This window comes from Aeromonas oralensis (assembly GCF_049665575.1).
Classification (GTDB): Bacteria; Pseudomonadota; Gammaproteobacteria; order Enterobacterales; family Aeromonadaceae; genus Aeromonas; species Aeromonas hydrophila.
The window spans coordinates 1,575,202-1,593,060 of record NZ_CP187186.1 but is presented as its reverse complement, the minus strand read 5'-3'; the positions used below and the strand labels follow the sequence as shown (position 1 = coordinate 1,593,060).

Genomic DNA, 17,859 nt, shown 5'->3' with positions numbered 1-17,859 from the left:
CAAGAGTTGGCACTTATCTTCCCAGATGAAGCCAAAAACTCTCTCATGAGATAGTGTAAGGCTGGTAACCTACTGAAAATGGACGGAGGGTTGAATACTTGACCAGATACCAGCTCAACCCCGATGTATCGGATAGATAATCACATCAATCGACAGCCCCCTGGAGAGCTTTCGCACATCAGTCAGGAATCAGCGCTCGCATGCACGATTGGGTACAGTTACCTCGGGTGGAACCAATTGAGTATCAGTTAGACTGGTTGCGAAGTCTTATTTGGCATATCGAGACATCAGATGAGTTGGTCGACACTGCGAGCTTGTCCGCCCCAAGGTGTAACCCTAGCTATCCCTTGATACCAAGGGCTTTGGTGTTTAACTTCCACAAGCTAAACCTGAAGATAGGGTACTAGTTTCGGTATCAACAAGGGTAGGTGTTGACTTAACTAACAACAAGGCGAGGAGTCTTAAAGTTTGATATATTGCCACCCTCTAGGACCAACAATGATGAGTCATTTTTCAAATCACAAATCTGGGGAAGCAAATGTCGGCAGTATTTGTTCATGTGTCTGACATCCATTTCGGCCAAGAAAAGGATGATCGAGTTCACATCCACACTGACGTAAAAAAGCAACTCATAGCCGACGCTAGGGACGTCATATCTGGTATAGCTGGCGGAGTTGCGCATGGTATCTTGGTCACTGGGGACATCGCTCACTCTGGCACATGCGCTGAATATGAGGATGCTGGCAAATGGCTTGATGAACTAGCTGCTGGTATTGGTGTAGAGATTCATTGTGTTCAGATGGTACCAGGTAACCATGACCTAGACCGCTCAAAACTATCATTCGCTGGACAGACGATTCTTGACCATATCCGGGCAGGTGGAGCACAAGAATATGAGACTATCTTAAGCAACCCAACTGACCGAGCAGCACTTTTTGCAAGATTTGAAGAATATGAACGTTTCAGTTTTGGCTACAACTGCCCGCTGAATAACGAGGGTAGCTATGCCTCTGATATGGAAGTGAAAATTGCTCACGGGAGAACTATCCGTTTTATCCGATTTAATTCTGCTCTCCTTTGTCACGGTAAGGAAAGAGATGATAATCCGGAGTTAATGATAGGCTCACGACAGTTTGCTATCCCTCGTGAAGATGGCGTTGAAAATATTGTCCTCGTTCATCATCCTCTTCAATGGTATAAAGATCAGGAGCAAGTTCGTACCTATATTCGCAGTAGAGCTCGGGTTTTTATATCGGGACATGAACATAATCCAAAAGTTTCGGTTGAAAGAGTGGAAGATGGTTGTGACATTATGATGTTATCTGCTGGCGCAACGGTCCCTTATAAGTCAGATGACACATATACCTTTACATACAACATAATAGAGTTCGATTGGGATGAAGAGATCGATGGGCTTTCTGTTACGATTCATCCAAGAGCATGGAATTCTCAACGTACTTGTTTCGAAGATGATCACAAGCGCTTGGGTGGAAAGCGTCCTAATTTCCGATTAGCCTGTCCATCTTTTCGTAAAGTAGATCGACCAACACCAGAAAAAATTATTAAAAAAATAGATAGTCTGGTTACAGAAGGTCTTTCACTTCCAGCAGTGTCGATATCCGAGGTGGCTTCAGAAGAAGCGTTCGAGGGAATGCAGGCTATGCAACCGATGGAGCAAGGTTATGAACTTGCTCGTCTCCGTTTTTTCCGCGACCTATTCGAAATAGAACGTCTTCGTATACTCGTTAATTTAAATGCGATCCCGGAGAATTTTAATGAGCGGATGTCAAAAGGTATAGAGCGTAGATTATTTGACATGCTTGTTCGTAATGGTCGATTGAGTGAAATTGAACAGATGATCAAACAATTAATTGAAGAGCGTAAGGATGGTGTCAAATAATGAATAATCTTGCAACGCACATGCGCATTTCAGGTGTTACGGTAAGCGATAGTGATGTCGAGTCTAGAAAGACTGCAATAACAAGCCTTGTCACAAGTTGGACTAAAATTCGAGCCCCCTCGAACATAATATCTAAGGTTGTGGACATAGCAGCTGTGCTGGGGGGGATGGTACTCCTTCTCCAGAGCTGGGAGAGGAAATCCAAACAGCAATTCAAAAAAAGTCTCCATCATTCCTTTACGAAGAGCGCTATCTAGACATTAGTGTATGTGCTGGATTATCTATGCTTTCAGTATTAGGTAATACTCCAACCGGGAGTGGCTGGACCATTGTTGATGTTTATGCAGCAGCCCTCTGGTCTTCTCTTTCTTACCAACCTGTACTTAATGCTGAGCGACGCGAGAATCTCCGCCGTGAAGTTCTTAACGCGGCTACAGATTTCTGTGTTGCATCAGCTGATAAGGCAAGAAAACGAAGCGATGTTCCTGACCCATCCAGTCTCAAAATCACTATTGATGATGAAAATAATGTAACTAATAATTTTAATGCGGCAATAACTCAAACGATTGAAACTCTGCGTAGTAATGCTGCATTGGACCGTGAAGAGTTAGATTATCTGTGGTGGGCACAGTTAGGGCGTAGCAGGTTACTTAAGAAACAACTCTCCGATATTAACGAGCCTACACGGCTAGTTGCTGCTGGAATTGAAGGGGCAATGATACTGCGTCGTCTTCCTTGCGAAGTACATCGTGAAATAGTTCTACGTACTTTGGATCAGGATATAGAACTCGATCTAGCGGAACTACTCACAGCGATTGGAGAAGACCGAGCAGCTCTTCTTAATGTAGTTGCTGAAAAGGATGTTCTTGCCTACCCCTCAGTTTTCCCTCTGCTACACGCTTTGGTGACTGGTGAGGTAGAAGGAGTTGCTGCTTCGATTAAGCGACCAGTTTCTGAGTGGGGGGCTAGAGCATTGTTGGAAACCGCATTCGTCAGATTTCTGCCTCAAGGAATAAGTAAACTATGAGTGGAACATGTAGTTTCGACGGATGCACTGTTGACGAAACTGGGCTTTGCGCACTCTCTGGCGATCCACTTACTTGCAGTAATCGCGTAACCAATATAGTAGCCAACGAGATATCTGAACCTTCTACTAATTACAACGAGAATGAAGAGCTATCACTCCCTTCTGATCTGTTGGGTGCTCCTGTACTTGTCGAACCAGAACCTTCTAATGCACCTGTTTCTAGCCGATCAATCGGGTTGGAAGAGCTCAATGCAATGATGGGGAGCAGATACTTTAATGTGGTAGGAATCCTCGGGGAGCCCGAGTCCGGTAAAACAGCATGCTTAGCAAGCCTGTATTTGCTCGTGTCACATGCTATGTTGGAAGGATGGTCTTTTGCAGACAGCCGCAGCTTAGTTGCTTTTGAGGAGATCGCTCGCGGTGCGCGTGATTGGAATGATGGTGTGGTTCCGGAACAAATGACCACCCATACTGAGTTAGCTGACGAACATCGACCAGGTTTCCTTCACCTTAGGCTCATCAGACAAGCAGATGGACGCCGTATCGATTTGGCGTTACCAGATGTACCAGGAGAGTGGACACAAGCACTTATTACCTCAGCGCGCTCTGATCGGCTGAGTTTCATTAAGTCAGCTGACACGATTTGGATTGTACTTGATGGACGAACTCTTGCTGACCTCGAGAAACGTCAGGGACTTATTGCTAGGGTTGGACAGCTAGCAGCACGCTTGAGCACCATGCTGGATGGCCACATTCCACGGTTACTTATAGTAGTAACTCATCGTGACTTGCATATTGTTAACGACATTGTCGCGGACCGTTTACTGAGGGAAACTCTTCGACGAGGTGCCAACGCCGAGATAGTTGATGTGGCTCCTTTTTCAGATCAACCCGATGTAGTGCCAGCAGGATTTGGGATTACCAAACTGATTGATATGACAGTTGGAGAGCCAGCAGCACGCCCCCCTTTTGGCCATCAAGTGAACCGCGTGAAGGCAGCCGAGCTTACCTAAACTATAGGAGAGACCGATGACTCGATCGATCATACTACTTGGTGGCCCCGATTCGGGAAAAACAAACTATATTGGTCGCTTATGGCAAGCGCTAGACAGTGAAACAGGTACGCTGCATGCAGCAGAACAGCCCGAGGATATTAATTTCGTGCTCGAAATCACAGATCACCTTTTTCAAGGTGGTTTTGCTCCTCGTACCGAACACAGTGACGCAAGACGCGATTTCAAGGTCATTGTCGCTGCAAGGGAACATGGTTCCCGAGCCCAAGTAGTTGTGCCCGATGTCTCAGGTGAGTTATGGCGCAGTGCGGTCATTGACAATGAGATTGCCCCTGACTGGGTTAACGAACTACAGCATGCGGATGCGGCATTACTGTTCGTGCGTGTTTGTTCTGATCAAGATGTTCGACCTCTCGATTGGGTAACTTCACGCAATATGCTTGAAAAAATTGGTGATGTAGAAGATCAGGGCCTCCCAACGCAAGTGATGTTGTGCGAATTGATACATTTTCTTGAAGACTCGCTTGCTAACCGTGAGGATGGTGGGCTTCCACGTTTATCCGTTGTGGTCTCGGCTTGGGATCTTGTTGATGCCGATACATTTGAACATGGGCCTATTGCCTATCTGCAGAGTGAATATCCTCTTGTTGCAGGTCGATTGGCAGACTTAGATACCTTAGATGTTCAAGTATTTGGTCTAAGCGTTGTTGGTGGTGATTTGAAACATGATGAATTATACCGACAAGCCTTTTTAGAAGCGGGTATGGAAGGACAAGGATGGGTTGCTGTACGCGATGGAGATAAATGGCGCAAAGATTCCGATGTAACACTGCCAATTGCATGGGCAGTAGGACTTTAATACTGTGACTTTCATCGATGTTCAAATCCATGGCTATCGCAAGGGGCACCAGTTATTAGCCTCTTCCATTGAGTTATCCAAAGACGACCAAGCTGTTGTTGATCGCCTCTCAGATATTGCGGGACCTTTACGCCCTAAGGAGCTAATAGAACCCTATCTATCCATGTATCCACTCCCCAGTGGTTCCTACTATGTTGTGGCTAAAACATGGCAGGATTTAAGTGTTTCCAGAGCTGGTTGTGTCCGAACTAAAAGCTTGATACTAGATACTCAACTCTGGTCCCAAAGCTCTCATCCCTTCGCATTTCTTCGTTTGCTTAGCTCACCGCAGTTGCCAAATGAAATGGATGCAACCCGTATTCAGTTGGAGGCGACGCTTGAGGTATGCCTTCCTACAGCTCCGAAGTTCAACGTAAATGAGATGATGGAGGCGCTATTTCTTGAAGAGCCTAAACCAGTTGTAGTTTTTGATGCACCTGAACCAGAGGTCATCGCCTTACATCTGATCACTTCATTGTGGCCCGATATGCGTCGGCGATTCGCACTTTCGACGTTTGCATTGTCGCCCAGAAAAATAGGAGGCCGTGATCTAGACCTTGTTTTTGCTCCATCGAGTGTTCGGGCCAAATTCTCCGATTGGCCTGGACGTCGTGTTGAAGGTCGCTTATCTCAAATTGAGCGACATAGATGGACAAGAACGATTGTGAACCGCAGCTTCGAAGGCCAGGTTCCAAGGCTACTGTCGGATAGTGAGATTACTCTGTTAGGCAACCGTAAGTTGGATAGCGCCGTAGCCTTGCGTATCGCATTATTATGGGAGGAGCTGTTTGAAAAGCTGAATCAGACTCCTACCGCTGCATTGGGGCTTTTGGATATTGCCAACTCGGGAATGGTTAATCGTGTGGAAGCATTGAAGTTACTGGAACCACGGCTAATCGAAAGTATGGGTATGGCTGAGAGATTTCTACTTCCGATCGACGCCTGGGAATTTGTGGGAGCTATTACACGGAAAATGCAAGCGCATTCCATGCCTGCTATCAAGATCGCTGTTGAAAAACTTGTAATATACCTTTCTGAGAAGGCCCCAGATGGGATATTGGGGTTATTGCAACAAGGCGACCGAGACCGGGTGATAGACAGTTTGATCCCTAGCATAGCGATCGGCCTAGGTAACGGAGTCCTTACAAGCGTCAAATCAGCACTTATCCAACTACCTACTGACGTTATAGTATGCCTTGTTTCACAAGGAGGTTCTCTGACGCGTTATGTTGCAGGAGATGATGAGCTTATTGAAACAATAGGTGCTGCCCTATTCGAGGTAGACCGAGAGCTTGCGGATAAAGCTGGTATGATGTTGCTACCATTTATCGTTGAGGATCGACAGCTTCCTGCAGCAGTGCCTATTTTCGGTAAACTAGGCATACAAGATGTTGCAATACAGTTACATAGGCTGAGAGATGCCAACGACTTCCAAGCTACACGGCTCAGTAGAATGCTCATTGACCGTGCACGTGAAGTCGGTGGGTTACAATTAGTTCGTGATACCTTGATTTTATCTAGTGTTTCAGCAAGATCAGCCAAGTTGCTAGCGTTAACAATTGAGCCTGTTATTGACGATGTACTTTGGCTTTTGGGCGAGACTGGCCTGCCAAAATCTGTATCCACTGAGCTACTCATCGATGTGCTAAGACGTGCGGATGAAAGACAGTTTACAACGCTGCTATCTAACAGAGATATATCCAATCGTGTCCTTTCCGCTGTTCCAGATGATAATTTTGATATATTTACGCGGGCTATATTGCAAGAAAGCCTTCCGATCAACGAGCATGTCCGCCTCATAAAGGCTGTGCTTCCCAAGCTTGATGATAAATCGAAGTTAGAGATCTCTGGGTGCGTGCTTGGAAGATTTTTGCGTAACCGATTTGATGGTGATGAGGCTGAAATTCTGTTTATGTTGTTCGATATTCTCGGCGCACAACTTAACGGAGCATGGGTCGTGAGGGAGGGGTTAAATTGCAATATCAACAAAGAGGTTGTTAGCCGTAACCTTATTCTCTTTGATAAGGCTCCTTTAACTGCACGCCATATAATTATTACTGCTGCCGATGATATTGCGCGAGTATTGAAAGAACGGCTAGTTCTAGACCTTACTGAAAAGGCTTACGATGCTTGTGCTAGACTAATGCTTGAGGCAGAGACAGTAGTACCAAGAACTATATTAGTGGATGCGGCAAGCCAACTATTACCATCACTGCTACGAGCTAGAGATCAACCGGTATCATTATTGATTTCAGCCTTATTCCCTATTATCTATCAGGAATTGGCAACCTCACATGAGGTTCCTGAACTAATGAGATTTTTCTACTTTTTTGATTGGGATCGCTGTAAGACAGCACGTAATGAGCTGGTCAATGCTTTTATGTCATCATCATATTGGAAGCCCGGACATCTAGCTCTCACAGCTTTTAGATGCCATGATACTGTTAAGATATTTAAACAGATCGCTAACACTTATAATGGTGATAAATATCTCGTGAAAATCGAAGGTGATCTGGAGAATTTTAATGAGGAAGAGAAAGTTTTTATCAAAAATTTAATTAATGAGCTTTTAGCTGAAAAACTATCAAAAAAATATTAATTAAATTTAATGCTATTTCTCAGTAATATAAAAGGGCTGGATTTCAGCCCTTTTATACCATCACATCACCTGTATCGGCTAAGCTATAATTTTTTAGCTTTCATTTTACACCTCGGATTTACTGTGATGCCACCACAACCAAGCTAGCCCAATTGGTGCAATGAAGATCGCCATCCCCCAACAAATAACAATAGTGAACAGCTTAACCAACAAAAAAAATGGTAGAGCGAGTGTGACGATATTACTTCCCATTAAAAAGTTTTTAATGCTATCCCACACAAATTTAGAGTAAGGGTAAAGTATCGTATTTAAACCTAAATAGAACATTGCCGATACCGGCATTGGCTTTGCGGTTGGGTTCTGGGTAGTCATGAAAATGATAAACGCAGGAAGTAACGCCCCGAAAAAAAGTTGTCGAAGGTAATAGGATTTATCCAGCCCTCCAAATGTTTTGGCAAAAATGGTTTTCATTGTACTCTCCTTGTTAAAGCCCATATGCTTACTTGAGGTCTCGTATGATAACCATTCCTCATTTTTTCGACAACCAGTGTCTCCGCTTTGGAAAGGTAGCCTCCCAAGCGAACCTATCAACGATATGTCGAAGAATGTGTACGAGCGCTATTTACCAAGACTGAGTATCTTGAAGCCGTAAAATTTCGGCCATCTGTGGTAATACCAAACAATAGAGTTTCCACTGTGGAAGTTAATGGGTTACCTCTCAGCATACAGACATTTAAAAAACTCCGGCAGTATGAGATGAAAAGAGCGAGTTACTCACTTGATGACGAGAGTAGGAATGCAAATCAGCTCTTATTACACATCTACATCGGATTGTGGGATAACAAGGTCAAGATTTCGTCCAATCCGTCTGATGTCCCGATATGCCAGAGCAGGTTTCGCTATTATGCACCCCCTTGATGGGTCCCATATGGTTCCATTTAAAATGGTGGTGTCAGACTGCTTTGTATGGGTCCATTCGATTAATCCATAGGCGGTCTGTTGAAGGTACGAACGCCCCGTCGTCATCACGGTTAATACTGCTAATGGGATCTGAGAGATCCAACCGTGCATGCTGAGTGCAGACTCCAGACTTATGTATGACAGCTCACGAGGACGCAGTCGATTGATGAGGTGTTCTAAGCGGTACATGGGAGCAGAGCGGGCATCCGGCCAAGCATACAATCCTCCACCCACTTTCAATAGGTTCCCAGCCTTACACTGCCTCACAAGAGAGTTTTTTAGCTGCTGCGGCTTTTCGCTTGGGAAGATAAGGGCCAATTCGTTTAGAGAGTAGAGCCAGTAGTCGTGCTGCTGGTCAAAGTATCTAAGTTGCTTGACTAGTTCAGAAGATTTCATACACACATAGTAATAAAAAAGATTATTTTATGTATAGAGTTTTTATAGTGAGGCAAAAACGTAGCTTGGCATAAATTTTAGTGAATTGCCCCAACTAACCCTGACACCTATGCCTAATTGAGGATAAAACGGCCACGAAAAATTTGTGGCCGTTTCGTTTAGTTTTGTTACTACTGCAAATGCTCTGTAAATGAATACCTAAGCTTAAATTTGTATCGTTTCTACACGGTATAACAATTGGCGGGGCCTTCTGTTATCTGTGACCAAGGGTCAGCCTTAGAGGGTAAAGCGCTGGGTCATATGGTGCAGCGTATTGGCCAGCTTGCTCAGCTCCACACAAGCCTGGGCGGTCTGCTGGGCCCCCAGGGCGTTCTCGTCGGCCGCATTGTGGATGTTGACGATGCTGCGGTTGAGCTCCTCCGTCACCGCGTTCTGCTCCTCGGTGGCGGTGGCGATCAGGGTGTTCATGTCGGTGATCTGGGTGACGGCACCATTGATGGTGTCGATGCTGCTGCCCGCTTCCCGGGCCAGCCCCACGCTCTCCTGCATCTGCTGGCGACTCAGCTGCATGGCGCTGCCCGCCTCGGCGGTACGCTCCTGCAACACCTCGATCATCTTGCTGATCTCGGCGGTGGAGTTCTGGGTGCGCTGGGCCAGGGAGCGCACCTCGTCGGCAACGACCGCAAAGCCACGACCCTGCTCGCCGGCACGGGCCGCCTCGATGGCCGCGTTGAGCGCCAGCAGGTTGGTCTGCTCGGCGATACCGCGAATGACGTCCAGCACCATGCTGATGTTGTTGCTGTCCTGCTCCAGCTGCTGCACCACGGCGCCCGCCTGCTCAATCTTCACCGACACCTCCTCGATGCTGCTGATGGCGCTGCGCACTACCTGATTACCCTGGGTCGAGGTGCGGGAGGCATCCTTGGCGGCACTCATGGCGTCCGTGGTGTTGCGGGCCACCTCGTTGACGGTGGACTGCATCTCGTTCATGGCGGTAGCGACCTGGGAAACTTCGCTCTGCTGGCGAGCCATGCCGGTAGCGGATTGCTCGGAGATGGCGCTCACCTCCTCCACCGCGCTGCTGAGCTGGCTCACCGAGCCGGCGATCTCGCTCACCAGATCCGCAAGCGCACCCTGCATGCGATCGATGGCGGCGCCGAGCTGACCCAGCTCGTCGCGCTTGAAGCGACTGGCGCGGACCCACTCCTGCAGTTCGCCCTTGCCCAGATCACCGCTCGCGATGCGCTGCGCTTGACGGGCCAGCATCACCAAGGGATCGCGGATCTGGCGGGTCAGCACGGTGGATAACACGGCCGCCAGCCCCAGTCCCAGCAGCAGGGCGATGATGATGCTCAGCTTGGCGCTGTCAAACGCCTCCACCACCTGGGCACGGGAGTTGACGGAGTAGCCGTGGTTGATGCGGATCAGATCCGCCACCGACTTGGCCAGGTTGGTATAGAGGGTGATCCCCTCGCTCATGAACAGCTGCTGGGCCTCGGCCAGCTGGCCACCATCCTGCATCAACCGCACGCGCTGGTGCAGGCCGACGTACTTGTCCCAGTCCTGCTTGACGATGTCGAAGGTGCGACGCTCCTCCACATCCTCTGCCCAGATGGTGGCGTCGTGGGCTTTGACCTGGCGGGCAACCTCTTGCAGGCTCTGCTCGCTGAGATCCCGATAGTGGGCTCTCTGCTGCGGATCGGCCGCCACCAGAAACACATCCAGTTCATAGCGGCGCAGAGTGTTGATGGTCTCACCCAGGGTGCTGGTGCGCACCACGGCGGGCAGTATGCTGTCGGTAAAGCCGATGGCCGCCCGGTTCATGTTGCCGAACTGCAGCAACGAGAAACCGCCGATAAAGGCCATCATCAGGCCGAGCACGGCAAAGCCGGCGGTGAGTTTCTTGCCAATGGTCATGGTACTGGTATTCATGGCGTGTCCTGGATATGAGTGAACAGATAACGCTCGTCTGGACCGTAGCGATACGATCCGCGGTCACCGCCTCCATGGCGGCTCATCCAGCCTTGATGAATCTATGTCCTTGCATGAACGAGGCGAACAGTGTTGCCAAAGTGCCGATCTGCCCAACAGCCGAGCCCAAGCCGCGATGGCGCATGGCAGGGAAACGGCAGCAAGACCCGGTCGAGAGAACCGCCGGAACAGGCACCTTGCCGGCTTGCCTGCACTCCCAAAGAGCGCACCCAAGCCATGAAAAGCTATATCGACCGGGTCTGCCAATCCCTTGAGGAAAATCGTCGGGTGACCGGCGAGCAGCCAGGAGAAGGAAAAAGGAGATGAGAGCGAGGAGACATGCCGCCGCGGCACGTCTCCGGGCAGATCAGCGCTTCAGGCCGGCCAGGAATTCGGCGCGGGTATCGGGCTGGGTCTTGAACACCCCACCGAGGGAGGTGGTGGTGGTGTAGGAGGTGGAGTCCATCACACCGCGGGCCTTCACGCAGAAGTGGGTCGCCTTGATGCTGATGGCCACATCCTTGGTGCCGAGCAGGGTCTGCAGCGCCAGCAGGATCTGCTGGGTCAGTCGCTCCTGCACCTGGGGACGGCGGGCAAAGAACTGCACGATGCGGTTGATTTTCGACAGCCCGATCACCTTGCCACGGGGGATGTAGGCCACATGGGCCAGCCCATCGATGGTGACGAAGTGGTGCTCGCAGGTGCTGGTGAGGCTGATGTCCCGCACCATGATCATCTCGTCCACCTTCATCTTGTTCTCGATCACCGTCACCTTGGGAAAAGTGGCGTAATCGAGGCCGGAGAAGATCTCATTGACGTACATCTTGGCGATGCGGTGCGGCGTCTCCGCCAGACTGTCATCGGCCAGATCCAGCCCCAGCGTCTCCATGATGGCGCGCATGTGGCCTTCGATCTTCTCCCGCTTCTGCTGACCGTCCAGTGCATTGGCCACCAGAGGTGTTTCGAGGCCCTCGGCCTCGAGGGCGGCCCTGACCAACAGGGCTTCCCGACTTAAGCTCGTCATCTTGTTCCTCTCCCACGCTCAGGGACTGTGATGGCCGCCTTGTCTATGACGGCATTCTGTTTTGGCGCAATAGTAAACGGCGATTATTGTCATAATTCAAGCTAACTCAAGCCCGTTCCCTGACTTTATGCCAATCCGGCGAATTTTACCCCGCCGGCGCTCCCCATACGGGGGTACCCTTTCGCTCCGGTCGCTGCCTATCTGTGCAGCCAGTCGGTTTTATCCCGCGGCAACCTGCCCATCCAGCTGGATTTTTGGGATAATCCGCCCTCTACTCCCCCTCCATCACACAATGAGGTCATGACATGGGATTTGATACCAGCGGACTACTCCCCCTGAGCGACGCCCTGCAGGGCATGCTGGCGCAGCTTGACGGCTGCTGCGACAGCGAACAGCTGCCCCTGCCAGAGGCCCTTGGCCGGGTACTCGCCATGGATATCGCCTCCCCTCTCTCCGTGCCTCCGTTCGACAACTCCGCCATGGATGGTTACGCGGTGCGGCTGGCGGATCTCGCCGGCGGCGCCCCCTCATCATGGCGGGCAAGGCCTTTGCCGGGCAGCCCTATCAGGGCGAGTGGCCCGCCGGCCACTGCGTGCGCATCATGACCGGCGCCCCGGTGCCCGCCGGGACGGATGCGGTGGTGATGCAGGAAGAAACGCAGGCCGACGGCGACAGGATCACCTTTTTGACCACGCCGGTGCCCGGCCAGAACATTCGCCGCCGCGGCGAAGACATCTGCGAGGGCGCCAGCGTGCTCGCTGCCGGTACTCGCCTCACCGCCCGGGAGATGCCGCTGCTGGCCTCCCTCGGCATTGCCAGCGTGCCGGTACGTCGGCCGCTCAAAGTGGCCATCTTCAGTACCGGTGACGAGCTCAAGCCGGTCGGTACCCCCCTCGCCCACGGCGACATCTACGATTCCAACCGCTACGGCGTGCGGGCCATGCTGGATCGCATGGGCTGCGACTGCCTCGACCTTGGCATCATCCCGGACGATCCGGCCCAACTGCGCGCCGCCTTTCTGAAGGCCGATCGCGAAGCCGACGCCCTCATCACCACCGGCGGCGTCTCGGTGGGGGAAGCGGACTTCACCAAGCAGCTGCTGGAGGAGCTCGGCGAAATCGGCTTCTGGAAGCTGGCCATCAAGCCGGGCAAGCCGTTTGCCTTCGGTCGTCTGCCCCATGCCTGGTTCTTCGGCCTGCCGGGCAACCCGGTCTCCGCCATGGTCACCTTCGATCAGCTGGTGCAACCGGCGCTGGCCAAGCTGGCCGGCCAACGTTTCGAACGCCCGCTTCAACTGCAAGCCATTGCCACAGAGCCGCTCAAGAAGGCGCCGGGCCGGCTCGACTTCCAGCGCGGCATCCTGACTCAGGGGCCAAACGGCCTCGAAGTGCGCAGCACCGGCTCGCAGGACTCCGCCGTGTTCAGCTCCCTGTCGCGGGCCAACTGTTACATCGTCCTGGAGCGCGAGCGGGGGCGTGTCGCGGCAGGCGAGACGGTCACCGTCGAACCATTCGGGGGATTGCTGCTGTGAGCGAGATCCTGAGCGACGCCGAACTCTTGCGCTACAACCGCCAGATCATCCTCAAGTCCTTCGACTTCGAGGGGCAGGAGGCGCTCAAGCAGGCTCATGTGCTGGTGATCGGTGCGGGAGGCCTGGGCTGCGCCGCCAGCCAGTATCTGGCTGTGGCCGGGGTTGGCCAGCTCACCCTGGTCGATTTCGATCAGGTGGAACTCTCCAACCTGCAGCGCCAGGTGCTGCACACCGATGAGCGCATCGGCCACTACAAGGTGGAATCCGCTGCCCAGTCCCTGCGTGCCCTCAACCCCTGGCTCAACGTGGAGACCCACGCCGCCGTGGCCGACGAGGCGCTGCTCGATACCCTGCTGCCACAGCACCAGCTGGTATTGGATTGCACCGACAACCTGGCCATTCGCAACCTGCTCAACCAAAAGGCCCGCCAGCACGGCGTGCCGCTGGTCAGCGGCGCCGCCATCCGGCTGGAGGGACAAGTCTGCAGCTTCACCTGGCAGGAGGGGGAACCCTGCTACGCCTGCCTCAGCGCCCTGTTTGGCGAGCAGGCGCTCACCTGCGTCGAAGCGGGGGTGCTGGCACCTGTGGTGGGACTGGTGGGCAGCCTGCAGGCGCTCGAAGCCATCAAGCTCTTGGCAGGGATGGGCCGCAGTTACAGCGGCCGCCTGCTGATGATCGACGGCCTTGGCGGCACCTTTCGCGAAATGAAGCTACCCAAACGCCCCGACTGCCCGGTCTGCTCGCACGGGTGAACAAGGCCGTTTTCGCATGATGATGCGGCTATATATAAAGACAAGAAAGCCCGCCGAGTCTCCCCGGCGGGCTTTTTACTGAACAGATGCCGATGGTAGTGCTTACAACACCTTGGCGATCGCATCGCACAGCGGATCTATGTTAGCACGGGTGATACCGGCCACGCTGATCCGGCCCGAGCCGACGATGTAGATGGCAAATTCGCTCTTGAGGCGCTCAACCTGATCCTTGGAGAGACCGGAGAAGGAAAACATGCCGTTCTGCTCGTGGATAAAGCTGAAATCCTGGCTCACGCCGCGCGCCGCCAGTTTCTCCACCAGCAGCTCACGCATCTCGCGAATGCGCACCCGCATTGCCGCCACTTCTTCCACCCACTCGGTATAGAGGGCCGGATCGCTCACCACGGCGGTGACGACGGCGGCACCGTGTGACGGCGGGTTGGAGTAGTTAGCGCGAATGACGGTCTTGACCTGGGTGAAGGCGACGTCGGCGATCTCCTTGGTCGCACTGACCAGGGTGAAGGCGCCGACCCGCTCGTTGTAGAGGCCGAAGTTCTTGGAGAAGGAGCTCGCCACCAGCAGCTCGTCGTGGCACTCGGCGAAGATGCGCAGACCTTCGGCATCCTCTTCGATACCGCGGGCAAAGCCCTGATAGGCGAAGTCAAACAGCGGCAGCCAGCCGGCGGCAGCACTCTGCTTGGCCAGTGCACGCCACTGCTCAGCGGTGGGGTCAATACCGGTCGGGTTGTGGCAGCAGCCGTGCAGCAGCACCACGTCGCCTGCCTGCACTTCAGCCAGCGAGGCCTGCATGGCGGCAAAGTCGAGGCCCTTGGTGGCGGCATCGTAGTATTTGTACCACTTGACGGAAAGGCCGGCAGCCTGGAACACGCTGACGTGGTTGGCCCAGGTGGGATCGGAGATCCAGACAGTCTTGGCCAGACCGTTGCGCACCACGAACTCGGCGGCGATGCGCAGGGCACCGGTACCGCCCGGCGCCTGAGCAGTCTTGGCCCGGCCGCTGGCGACCAACGCAGAATCTTGCCCGAACAGCAGTTGCTGCACGATGCGACCATATTCGATATTGCCTTCGATACCGAGGTAATTCTTGGTCTTCTCGTCGGTCAAGAGCTTCTGCTCGGCTTGCTTGACGCAGTGGAGAATGGGGGTGGCACCGGTCTCATCCTTGTAGATCCCGACCCCCAGGTTGATCTTGTGGCTGCGAGAGTCAGCACGGAAGGCTTCGGTCAGGCCCAGGATCGGATCCGCTGGGGCGGCAACAACCTTTTCAAACATGGTATTCCCTGTATTCCGTTGAGTTCGTTGGCTGGCAAAGCGTGTTGGCACACCGTCCGTGACACGCAAAACACGTGGCAAACAAAAGCGCCCATCTGGCGAGCGCTTCGTCAACTCTTTATATCACCGTGCAGAGTAGGGGCAAACAGCTTTTTCGGCCGGATCTGCGGCAATCTCAACCGATGGCATGCCACTGCGGCGCCAACGCGCACACCTCGGCAGACAAGCCACCATTGGACTCAACCAAACCGCTACAAACTGCCAACAATGACTTGGGGATCCGGCTCGGCTCCCAGGGGCGGGAGTCGGTCAGCGGCAGGGCATAGGCCGCCATGATGGGAGCCAGTGAGGTAGGCAGCCACCAGCTGGCCGGACGACCCAGCCGCTGGGCCAGAGTCAGCACCCGATCAACCCCACTCGGGTCGAGGGAGGTAAGATGACTCCACTGCACCTGGGGCGGCAGAGCGGCGATCACTTGCTGCAGCACCTGCTGCGCCGAGGCGGGAGCCCAGACCAGCAGGGTCCCCACCGGCAGCACCAGCTCGGCAAAGGCGCCGACGCTGTCGGTGGTGATCACCCGCAGCAGCTCCCCCTCCCCCCACAGGATCTTGCCGAGGCCGGCCAAGGTACGTTCGGGCAGTGCCACCTCGCCAAGCGCCTGCAACCAGGGGGCGGCATCGAGCAGGGCGCCGCCACTGAAGAAGAGGCTGAATGGCTCAGAGGCGCGCAGGCGCAGCAGCTGATCGGCGCAGAGCCGGATCCCCTTGTCTTCGAAGTCGATCTGCTCGTTGGGAGTAAAGCTCACCTCGCTCTTGCGATAGAGCGCGGCCAGTACCCGCTCGTTGACCTGCTCCGCCAGTTGCCACCCCTGCCCATGGAGCCACTCCTCCGGGGTTGGCGGCGCAGTGGCGATCTCGGCCAGCGTCAGTTCTCGAGTCAAGTAGCGGCGACCGGCGGGAGTGAGCTCATAGTGGTGGTTGCCCAGTGCCAGCAGCAGCTGGTTGTCCTTGAGCAGGCCCAGCAGGGGTTGCCACTGGCGGGCGCGGACCACCGAGGTGGGGTTATCCAGCAGCTGGCGGGCCAGCTCCCGCCACTGTGGGTGACTAAAGTCAATCAAGCGTCATCCTTCCCTGTCTGCCGAACATCCTGCAACGAGCTGAATAATCTAGCGATTCTCTGCCCGGGAGCCAAGTACAGAAAAGAGACAACGTGAACTGGCGCAAGCCAAACAGGAGAAGGAGAGGATGATCAACAGAGGAGAAGAGAGGCAATCAGGTGGGAAGCAGATAAAACAAAACGGCCAAGCAAGCTTGGCCGTTCATCAACTCAATCAGCGCAGAGGCTAGATTAGAAGTTGTATTGCAGGGCAACGGTCCACTCGTCGTCCATCTTGTCGATACCCTGGATCTTGTACTCGGTGTAGGCTTTCAGCTTGGAAGTGAAAGCGTACTGTACGCCCAGCAGGGTTTCGTCAACGATGTCTTTGTACTCAGCACCAGCGGTGTTGGAAGCAGCTTTACCTTCAGTGAAGTTGTAGCCTGCCAGGAAGGTCCAGGCATCAACGTTGTAGGAAGCAGCCAGCTCGTAACCACGGCCTTTGTCCTTGTTACCACCGGTGGTGTTGTCGTAGCTCAGGTCAGCTTGAGTGTAAACACCGGCGAAGTAGAAACCGTTGATGGCGTAGTGTGCACCCAGTGCCCACTCTTTCTTGTCACCAGTTTTGTTGGTTGCAGTGCTTTCCAGATCGGAGTAGGAGTAACCTGCGTTCAGACCCAGACCGAAGTCGAAGTCATAACCGGCAGCCGCGGCATAACCGTAGTTACGCTTAACATCCTTGCCGTACACTGCGTTTTCTTTGATGCCCTGACCTACGTCAGTAACCTTGACGGCCTTGTCGTCGTTGGTTTGATAGGACAGTTTGCCTTTGAAGCCACCGTAGCTGTTGGAGTAGATGATCTGACCTTCTTGACGACCGTCATAGAAGTTACCTACGTCGCCCCACTCGTTGAAGATATCGGTCGGTTCCAGCACGTCATAGAACGCGGTATCGGTTTGACCGAAGATGATCTTACCGTACTGGGTGCCGTCGAAACCAACGTAGATGTGACGGGAATCGAACTTGTTGGCGGAGTTTTCAGCAGAAACTTGCCACTCAGTCTTGGCGATACCGGACCAGGTGTTGTTCAGGGCAATCTTACCGGACCAACCCAGACGGGAAGAACCAATCAGCTCACCATCAACATCAGAGTAATGAGCCGCGGTACCAGGAGTATATTCCGGGGTACCAGTTCCGCTGAAGCCCCAGGAACCATCGGTAGCAGCTACAGATTTGTTGTGGTCACCGTAGTAGTTAGCCTGAACACGGCCGTATACGTCAAAAGTGGTACCGTCTTTGTCATAAACCACTGCAGCGTTAGCGGCAGATGCAAACAGAGCCGGGATAGCAATAGCCAGAATTGTCTTTTTCATAGTTTCCAATGCCTACTGTAATTAAA

13 protein-coding genes and 1 pseudogene are annotated in these 17,859 nt (G+C 53.0%); 7 read left to right on the top strand and 7 right to left on the bottom strand.

The window, feature by feature from the left end; translation table 11 throughout:
• Nucleotides 1–538: 538 nt before the first annotated feature.
• The 5 genes from ACPDZI_RS07650 (at nt 539) to ACPDZI_RS07630 (ending at nt 7,437) form a co-directional block, all read left to right on the top strand.
• Nucleotides 539–1,900 carry a metallophosphoesterase gene (locus tag ACPDZI_RS07650; RefSeq protein WP_139442477.1) on the top strand — a complete coding sequence of 454 codons (1,362 nt, stop codon included), beginning with the start codon at nt 539–541 and terminating at the stop codon, nt 1,898–1,900.
• A 283-nt stretch (nt 1,901–2,183) separates the two neighbouring features.
• Complete coding sequence (locus ACPDZI_RS07645; RefSeq protein ID WP_438834285.1) at nt 2,184–2,927, top strand: GTPase-associated system all-helical protein GASH; 744 nt, start codon at nt 2,184–2,186, stop codon at nt 2,925–2,927.
• Nucleotides 2,924–3,940, top strand: a complete 1,017-nt coding sequence (locus tag ACPDZI_RS07640; protein ID WP_438834284.1) for a TRAFAC clade GTPase domain-containing protein — start codon at nt 2,924–2,926, stop codon at nt 3,938–3,940. The genes ACPDZI_RS07645 and ACPDZI_RS07640 overlap by 4 nt, the downstream gene beginning before the upstream one ends.
• Before the next feature lie 16 nt (nt 3,941–3,956).
• Entirely contained in the window at nt 3,957–4,799 is an 843-nt protein-coding gene (locus ACPDZI_RS07635; protein ID WP_104014336.1) for a TRAFAC clade GTPase domain-containing protein, read from the top strand.
• A 4-nt stretch (nt 4,800–4,803) separates the two neighbouring features.
• Nucleotides 4,804–7,437 carry a hypothetical protein gene (locus ACPDZI_RS07630; protein ID WP_438834283.1) on the top strand — a complete coding sequence of 878 codons (2,634 nt, stop codon included), beginning with the start codon at nt 4,804–4,806 and terminating at the stop codon, nt 7,435–7,437.
• A 105-nt stretch (nt 7,438–7,542) separates the two neighbouring features.
• Here the strand turns inward: ACPDZI_RS07630 and ACPDZI_RS07625 are convergent, their stop codons facing one another.
• The 4 genes from ACPDZI_RS07625 to folE all read right to left on the bottom strand — a co-directional run bounded on the left by ACPDZI_RS07625 (nt 7,543) and on the right by folE (nt 11,788).
• On the bottom strand, nt 7,543–7,908 hold the full coding sequence (locus tag ACPDZI_RS07625) for a hypothetical protein (RefSeq protein ID WP_139442479.1): 366 nt from the start codon (nt 7,906–7,908) through the stop codon (nt 7,543–7,545).
• A 342-nt stretch (nt 7,909–8,250) separates the two neighbouring features.
• Entirely contained in the window at nt 8,251–8,793 is a 543-nt protein-coding gene (gene abiEi, locus ACPDZI_RS07620) for a type IV toxin-antitoxin system AbiEi family antitoxin (protein ID WP_421322712.1), read from the bottom strand.
• Nucleotides 8,794–9,069: 276 nt separating this feature from the next.
• Nucleotides 9,070–10,725, bottom strand: a complete 1,656-nt coding sequence (locus ACPDZI_RS07615; RefSeq protein ID WP_438834282.1) for a methyl-accepting chemotaxis protein — start codon at nt 10,723–10,725, stop codon at nt 9,070–9,072.
• Nucleotides 10,726–11,131: 406 nt separating this feature from the next.
• On the bottom strand, nt 11,132–11,788 hold the full coding sequence (gene folE, locus ACPDZI_RS07610; RefSeq protein ID WP_011705496.1) for a GTP cyclohydrolase I FolE: 657 nt from the start codon (nt 11,786–11,788) through the stop codon (nt 11,132–11,134).
• Nucleotides 11,789–12,093: 305 nt separating this feature from the next.
• Here folE and moeA point away from each other — a divergent pair.
• Both moeA and moeB read left to right on the top strand, forming a co-directional pair.
• Nucleotides 12,094–13,319 (top strand): annotated as a pseudogene (gene moeA / locus ACPDZI_RS07605) (molybdopterin molybdotransferase MoeA).
• On the top strand, nt 13,316–14,071 hold the full coding sequence (gene moeB / locus ACPDZI_RS07600) for a molybdopterin-synthase adenylyltransferase MoeB (RefSeq protein ID WP_438834281.1): 756 nt from the start codon (nt 13,316–13,318) through the stop codon (nt 14,069–14,071). The pseudogene moeA and the gene moeB overlap by 4 nt, the downstream one beginning before the upstream one ends.
• A 102-nt stretch (nt 14,072–14,173) precedes the next feature.
• Here moeB and ACPDZI_RS07595 read toward each other — a convergent pair whose 3' ends face one another.
• The 3 genes from ACPDZI_RS07595 to ACPDZI_RS07585 form a co-directional block, all read right to left on the bottom strand.
• Nucleotides 14,174–15,364 carry an amino acid aminotransferase gene (locus tag ACPDZI_RS07595; RefSeq protein WP_438834280.1) on the bottom strand — a complete coding sequence of 397 codons (1,191 nt, stop codon included), beginning with the start codon at nt 15,362–15,364 and terminating at the stop codon, nt 14,174–14,176.
• 175 nt (nt 15,365–15,539) lie between these two features.
• Entirely contained in the window at nt 15,540–16,481 is a 942-nt protein-coding gene (locus tag ACPDZI_RS07590; protein WP_438834279.1) for a hypothetical protein, read from the bottom strand.
• A 230-nt stretch (nt 16,482–16,711) separates the two neighbouring features.
• Nucleotides 16,712–17,833 (bottom strand): porin, encoded by a 1,122-nt coding sequence (locus tag ACPDZI_RS07585; RefSeq protein WP_146062150.1) that lies wholly within the window; start codon nt 17,831–17,833, stop codon nt 16,712–16,714.
• Between the last annotated feature and the right edge of the window lie 26 nt (nt 17,834–17,859).

Excerpts from the sequence above, each read along its gene's own strand:
- ACPDZI_RS07585 (WP_146062150.1), bottom strand. The coding sequence starts at position 17,833 with ATGAAAAAGACAATTCTGGCTATTGCTATCCCGGCTCTGTTTGCATCT.
- ACPDZI_RS07615 (WP_438834282.1), bottom strand. The coding sequence starts at position 10,725 with ATGAATACCAGTACCATGACCATTGGCAAGAAACTCACCGCCGGCTTT.
- folE (WP_011705496.1), bottom strand. The coding sequence starts at position 11,788 with ATGACGAGCTTAAGTCGGGAAGCCCTGTTGGTCAGGGCCGCCCTCGAG.
- ACPDZI_RS07595 (WP_438834280.1), bottom strand. The coding sequence starts at position 15,364 with ATGTTTGAAAAGGTTGTTGCCGCCCCAGCGGATCCGATCCTGGGCCTG.
- ACPDZI_RS07645 (WP_438834285.1), top strand. The coding sequence starts at position 2,184 with ATGCTTTCAGTATTAGGTAATACTCCAACCGGGAGTGGCTGGACCATT.
- ACPDZI_RS07640 (WP_438834284.1), top strand. The coding sequence starts at position 2,924 with ATGAGTGGAACATGTAGTTTCGACGGATGCACTGTTGACGAAACTGGG.
- ACPDZI_RS07625 (WP_139442479.1), bottom strand. The coding sequence starts at position 7,908 with ATGAAAACCATTTTTGCCAAAACATTTGGAGGGCTGGATAAATCCTAT.
- ACPDZI_RS07650 (WP_139442477.1), top strand. The coding sequence starts at position 539 with ATGTCGGCAGTATTTGTTCATGTGTCTGACATCCATTTCGGCCAAGAA.
- ACPDZI_RS07635 (WP_104014336.1), top strand. The coding sequence starts at position 3,957 with ATGACTCGATCGATCATACTACTTGGTGGCCCCGATTCGGGAAAAACA.
- abiEi (WP_421322712.1), bottom strand. The coding sequence starts at position 8,793 with ATGAAATCTTCTGAACTAGTCAAGCAACTTAGATACTTTGACCAGCAG.